The 5,769-nt window shown below is 69.7% G+C and carries 5 protein-coding genes; 1 reads left to right on the top strand and 4 read right to left on the bottom strand.

Going from position 1 to position 5,769, the window contains the following annotated elements; all coding sequences use genetic code 11:
• Both ABZ749_RS27695 and hemL read right to left on the bottom strand, forming a co-directional pair.
• A partial coding sequence (locus tag ABZ749_RS27695) for a histidine phosphatase family protein (RefSeq protein ID WP_357232958.1) occupies positions 1–511 on the bottom strand: 511 nt, incomplete at its 3' end.
• Positions 512–517: 6 nt separating this feature from the next.
• A complete protein-coding gene (gene hemL / locus ABZ749_RS27690; RefSeq protein WP_357232956.1) occupies positions 518–1,855 on the bottom strand; it encodes a glutamate-1-semialdehyde 2,1-aminomutase in 1,338 nt (445 codons plus the stop codon).
• A 179-nt stretch (positions 1,856–2,034) separates the two neighbouring features.
• On the opposite strand from hemL, the gene ABZ749_RS27685 reads away from it, so the two are divergent.
• Positions 2,035–2,370: an STAS domain-containing protein gene (locus ABZ749_RS27685; protein ID WP_355004798.1), complete on the top strand. Its 336-nt coding sequence runs from the start codon at positions 2,035–2,037 to the stop codon at positions 2,368–2,370.
• Positions 2,371–2,389: 19 nt separating this feature from the next.
• On the opposite strand, the gene ABZ749_RS27680 is transcribed toward ABZ749_RS27685, so the two are convergent.
• On the bottom strand, positions 2,390–2,944 hold the full coding sequence (locus ABZ749_RS27680) for a response regulator (RefSeq protein ID WP_355004797.1): 555 nt from the start codon (positions 2,942–2,944) through the stop codon (positions 2,390–2,392).
• Positions 2,941–5,769 (bottom strand): HAMP domain-containing protein (locus tag ABZ749_RS27675; protein WP_357232954.1); only part of this gene is annotated, 2,829 nt, incomplete at its 5' end. The genes ABZ749_RS27675 and ABZ749_RS27680, both read right to left, overlap by 4 nt.

Here is a 5,769-nt window from a genome sequence, read left to right as displayed (position 1 = left end):
GCGGGTCGTGCCAGAGCCGCTTGCGCTCTACGTGACGGCGCAACGTCCAGATCGGGAGCTGGTGCGACACCAGCACCGCCTCGCGTCCCTCGGCGGCGACCCGGGCGGCGTGCACGGCGGCGAACATCCGCTCGGCGATCACCCGGTACGCCTCACCCCAGGACGGGGTCACCGGGTCGCGCAGCACCCACCAGTTGCGCGGGTCGCGGAACGATCCGTCACCCGGGGAGACCTTCTTGCCCTCGAACCAGTTGGCGCTCTCGATCAGCCGCTCGTCCACCCCGACCGGCAGCCCGAACTGGGCGGCGATCGGCTCGGCGGTCTGCTGGGCGCGCTCGAGCGGGCTGGCCACCACGTGCACGATCTCCCGCTCGGCCAGGCCCTCCGCAGCGGCCTTGGCCATCTGCACACCCAGCTCGGAGAGGCGGAACCCGGGCAGCCGGCCGTAGAGGATCTGGTCGGGGTTGTGCACCTCGCCGTGCCGCAGCACGTGAACCACAGTCTTGCTCAAGGTTGTCTACCCCCCGTGACCGGCCGCTGCCGCCGCGTTCGCCGCAGTGGGCAGCGCGGCGGCGATGTGCTCCAGAGCGGCGTCGTCGAGCGCCGCCGAGACGAACCACGACTCGAACGCGCTCGGCGGCAGGTAGACGCCGGCGGCGAGCATCGCGTGGAAGAACGCCTTGAACGCGGGCACCTGCTGGGTTCGCGCGCTGTCGTAGTCGACCACGTCGGCGTCGGTGAAGAAGATCGAGAACATGCTGCCCGCGTACGACAGTCGGTGCGCGACCCCGGCGGCGGCCAACGCGTCGGACGCGAGCTTGCCCACCACGGCGGCCGTCTCGTCGAGGCGCTGGTACAGCGCGTCGTCGGCGAGCCGCAGGGTCGCCAGGCCGGCGGCGCAGGCCAGCGGGTTACCGGAGAGGGTGCCGGCCTGGTAGACCGGGCCGGCCGGCGCGAGCCGCGCCATGATGTCCGCCCGCCCGCCGAACGCCGCGGCGGGCAGGCCGCCACCCATGACCTTGCCGTACGTCCACAGGTCCGCGTCGGAGGCGTCGAGGCCGTGCCACCCGGCGCGGGAGACCCGGAACCCGGTCATCACCTCGTCCACCACCAACAGGGCGCCGTGGGCGTGCGCGATCCGGGCGAGCTGCTGGTTGAAGCCGTCGCGGGGGGCCACCACGCCCATGTTGCCGGCGGCGGCCTCGGTGATCACCGCGGCGATGTGCGGGCCCTCGGCGGCGAAGGCCTCCTCGACGGCCCGGATGTCGTTGTACGGAAGCACTATCGTCTCGCTGGCCGCCGCGCCGGTCACGCCGGGCGAGTCGGGCAGGCCCAGGGTGGCCACGCCGGAGCCGGCGGCGGCGAGCAGCGCGTCGACGTGGCCGTGGTAGCAACCGGCGAACTTGATGATCTTCGAGCGGCCGGTGAAGCCGCGGGCCAGCCGGATCGCCGACATGGTCGCCTCGGTGCCCGAGTTGACCAGGCGGACCTGCTCGACCGGGGTCCGGACGACGATCTCGGCGGCCAACTCCACCTCACCGGGGGTGGGCGTGCCGAAGCTGGTGCCCCGGGCGGCGGCGGCCTGGACGGCCTCCACCACCTCCGGGTGGGCGTGCCCGAGGATCAGCGGACCCCAGGAGCAGACCAGGTCGACGTAGCGGCGACCGTCGGCGTCGTACAGCCACGGGCCCTCACCACGGACCATGAAACGCGGGGTGCCGCCGACCGCCTGGAAGGCGCGCACAGGGGAGTTCACCCCGCCCGGCACGATGGCGCGGGCGCGGTCGAACAGGGCCTCGGAGGCCGGCGCATCGGCTGGATAGCGGCCGGATCCGGCGGAGAAGATGTCGGTCACGATGCCGCCATTGTGACAGCGCCGGACGGTCAACCAGCAGCCACCCCGTGGTGGGGTTACCCGGCTCACCTGTGACCCGCGCCGGTCAGCAGCGCGAACACGGGGGGCCTCGTGGCCTGGACGGCGGCGGCTCACGGCCTCGACAGGCCAGGTCGGTCGGATCGCGCTAGGCTGACCGGGTGGATCGTGCCGAACTGTCCATCACGCTACACCGGACGGGCGACGAAGCAGTCTTGCGCCTGGCCGGTGAGATCGACATGCTCACAGCGGCCCAGCTCTCCACCGTCGTCAACGAGGTGCTGGCCGACCCACCCCCGAAGATCATCCTCGACCTTGGTGGCGTCACCTTCTGCGACTCGCAGGGGCTGGGCACCCTTGTCGTGCTCAGCCGCAAGGCCAGCCACGCGCAGAGCCTGCTGATGCTGACGCACGTGGGCGACTTCCTGATCCGCGTACTGGACATCACCGGTCTGCGCAGTGCCCTGATGATCCGTAACGACCAGCCCACCGGCTGAGCCGCCCCGCCCTGCCGCGTCAGGCGGTGTTGCCCCAGCGGGCCTGCTCGAGCAGCCTCACCGCCCGGTCGCGGACCTCCGGGTCGTCCGAGCGGAGCTGGGCGGTCGCCTCGTCGACCGCTTCGGTGAGCCGCCGCCACTGCGTGTCGCGCTCCCGAACCAGGTCCGACTGGGTGGCCAACTGCCGGGTCTTCACCCACAGCTCGACGAAGACCGACACCTTGGCTCGGAGCACCCACGGGTCGAACGGCTTGGTGAGGTAGTCCACCGCGCCCACCTGGTAGCCCCGGAGGGCGAGCTGGGCGTCCCGGTCGGCGGCGGTGAGAAAGATGATCGGCACGTGCCGGGTCCGCTCGCGGCGCTTGATGTGGCTCGCCGTCTCGAAGCCGTCCATGTCCGGCATCTGCGCGTCCAACAGGATCACCGCGAAGTCGTCCACCAGCAGTTGCTTGAGCGCCGCCTCGCCGCTCTCCACCGCCACGGACTGGACCGGCAGGCCCTGAAGAATCGCCTCCAGGGCCGTCAGATTCTGCCGCCGGTCGTCAACGAGCAGCGCTTTGGCCATCTGGGTCACGAAGTCTCCTCGGTCCGGCTGCCGTTGATCCAGGACGACATCAGTTCGATCAGGTCGTCCAGGTCGACCGGCTTGGTGATGTAGTCGCTGCCCCCGGCAGCGAGCGCCGACTCACGGTCACCCGGCATCGCCTTCGCGGTCAGGAAGACCACCGGAAGGTCGGCGAACCGGTGGTTGCGGCGAATCTGGCGGGTGGTCTCGTAACCGTCCTGGTCGGGCATCATGGCGTCCATCAGCACGATGTCCACCTCCGGATGCTCTGCCAGCAGACGGACACCGTCCGCCCCGTTGTCCGAGTACAGCACGGTCATCCCGTGCAGCTCCAACGCGCTGGTCAAGGCGAAGACGTTGCGTACGTCGTCGTCCACGATCAGCACCGTGGCACCGTCCAGTTGACGGGTGGCCGGCGCCTCCGGCCGTTCCGGCAGCAGCTCCAGCGGCGGCATCAGCAGCGACGACGGCAGCCCGGCGCGCTGCGGCGACGGCATCTGCGGCACGACCACCGCGTCCGGTGCCAGCACCTGCGGCACGAACAGCGTGAAGGTCGAGCCCTGGCCTGGCGCGGACGAGACGGTGATGGTGCCGCCGATCAGTCGGGCCAGATCGCGGCTGATCGACAGGCCCAGCCCGGTGCCGCCGTACCGGCGACTGGTCGTGCCGTCGGCCTGCTGGAACGCCTCGAAGATGATCGACAACTTGTCGTCGGAGATGCCGATCCCGGTGTCGATCACGGTGAAGGCGATCACCTGCTGAGCGTTCGTCAGCGCCGGCACGTCGAACACCGCGTTCTCCGCGGCCGGGGCGATCCGCAGCGTCACCGCACCGTTGTCGGTGAACTTCACCGCGTTGGAGAGCAGGTTGCGCAGGATCTGCTGCAACCGCTGCGCGTCGGTCACCAACGCCGGCGGCAGATCCTTGCTCACCCGTACCTGGAAGTCCAGGTTCTTCTCCTCGGCCTGCGGGGCGAACGCCTGCTCGACGTAGCCGCGCAGCTCGGTGAAGCGAATCTCGGTCGGCTCGACGTCCATCCGGCCCGCCTCGATCTTGGACAGGTCGAGGATGTCGTCGATCAGTCGCAGCAGGTCGGAGCCGGACCCGTGGATGGTCCGGGCGAACTCGATCTGCTTCGGGCTGAGGTTCTGCTCCGAGTTCTCGGCCAGCAGACGGGCCAGCAGCAACAACGAGTTCAGCGGAGTCCGCAGTTCGTGGCTCATGTTGGCCAGGAACTCCGACTTGTACGCCGACGCCCGGGTCAGCTGCTGCGCCTTCTCCTCCAGGCCCAGCCGCGCCAGCTCGATCTCCCGGTTCTTCGTCTCGATGTTGCCCTTCTGCTCGGACAGCAGAGTGGCCTTCTCCTCCAGCTCGGCGTTGGTGCGCTGCAACTCCGCCGACTGCTCCTGCATCTCGTGCGCCAGCCGCTGCGACTGGGCCAGCAGCTCCTCCGTACGCCGGTTGGCCTGGATGGTGTTGACCGCGATGCCGATGGTGAGCACCAACCGCTCCAGGAACGACAGGTGCAGTTCGGAGAAGGCTGACACGCTGGCGAACTCGATCACCCCGAGCAGCTCGCCCTCGAACAGGACGGGGAGCACCACCAGGTCGGACGGGGGTGTCTCGGCCAGGCCGGACCGCAGGGTGAGCCGACTGTTCGGGGAGGCGCTGACCCGGATCGTGCGCCGGGAGAGCGCGGTCTGCCCGACCAGCCCCTCACCCGGCCCGAAGGTGACGTCGTGCCCCCGCGCCACGTACCCGTACGAGGAGGTCAGCCGCAGCCGCATGCTGCCGTCGGTGTCGTCGGCCAGGAAGAAGGCGCCGAGCTGGGCGTCGACCAGCGGCGTCACCTCCGTCATGATCATGCGGCAGACCTCGCCGAGGTCGCGCTGGCCCTGCAACAGGCCGCCGATCCGGGCGAGGTTGGAGTCCAGCCAGCCCTGCTCGGCGTTCTTCTTGGTCGTCTCCCGGAGGGTGACGATCATCTGGTTGATGTTGTCCTTGAGCTCGGCGACCTCGCCCTGCGCCTTGACCGCGATCCGCTGGGTCAGGTCGCCCCGGGTCACCGACGTGGACACCTGGGCGATGGCCCGCAACTGTGTGGTCAGCGTCGAGGCGAGCTGGTTGACGTTCTCGGTGAGGTCGCGCCAGGTGCCGGAGACGCCCTTCACCTGCGCCTGACCACCGAGCTTGCCCTCGATACCGACCTCGCGGGCCACCCGGGTCACCTCGTCGGCGAACGACGACAGCTGGTCGACCATCGTGTTGACTGTCGACTTCAGCTCCAGGATCTCGCCCTGGGCGTCCACCGTGATCTTCTGCGACAGGTCGCCCTTCGCCACGGCGGTGGTCACCGAGGCGATGTTGCGGACCTGACTGGTCAGGTTCGACGCCATCGAGTTCACGTTGTCGGTCAGGTCACGCCAGGTGCCGGAAACGCCCTTCACCTGCGCCTGACCACCGAGCTTGCCCTCGGTGCCCACCTCACGGGCCACCCGGGTCACCTCGTCGGCGAACGACGACAACTGGTCCACCATCGTGTTGACAGTCGACTTCAGCTCCAGGATCTCGCCCCGCGCGTCCACCGTGATCTTCTGCGACAGGTCGCCCTTCGCCACGGCCGTCGAGACCTGGGCGATGTTGCGGACCTGGGCGGTCAGGTTCGACGCCATCGAGTTCACGTTGTCGGTCAGGTCACGCCAGGTGCCGGCGACCCCGCGCACCTGCGCCTGACCGCCCAGCTTGCCCTCGGTGCCCACCTCACGGGCCACCCGGGTCACCTCGTCGGCGAACGACGACAACTGGTCCACCATCGTGTTGACAGTCGACTTCAG

It is taken from the genome of Micromonospora sp. NPDC047753, from assembly GCF_040642735.1.
Classification (GTDB): domain Bacteria; phylum Actinomycetota; class Actinomycetes; order Mycobacteriales; family Micromonosporaceae; genus Micromonospora.
This window is presented reverse-complemented; position numbering and strand designations above follow the sequence as displayed.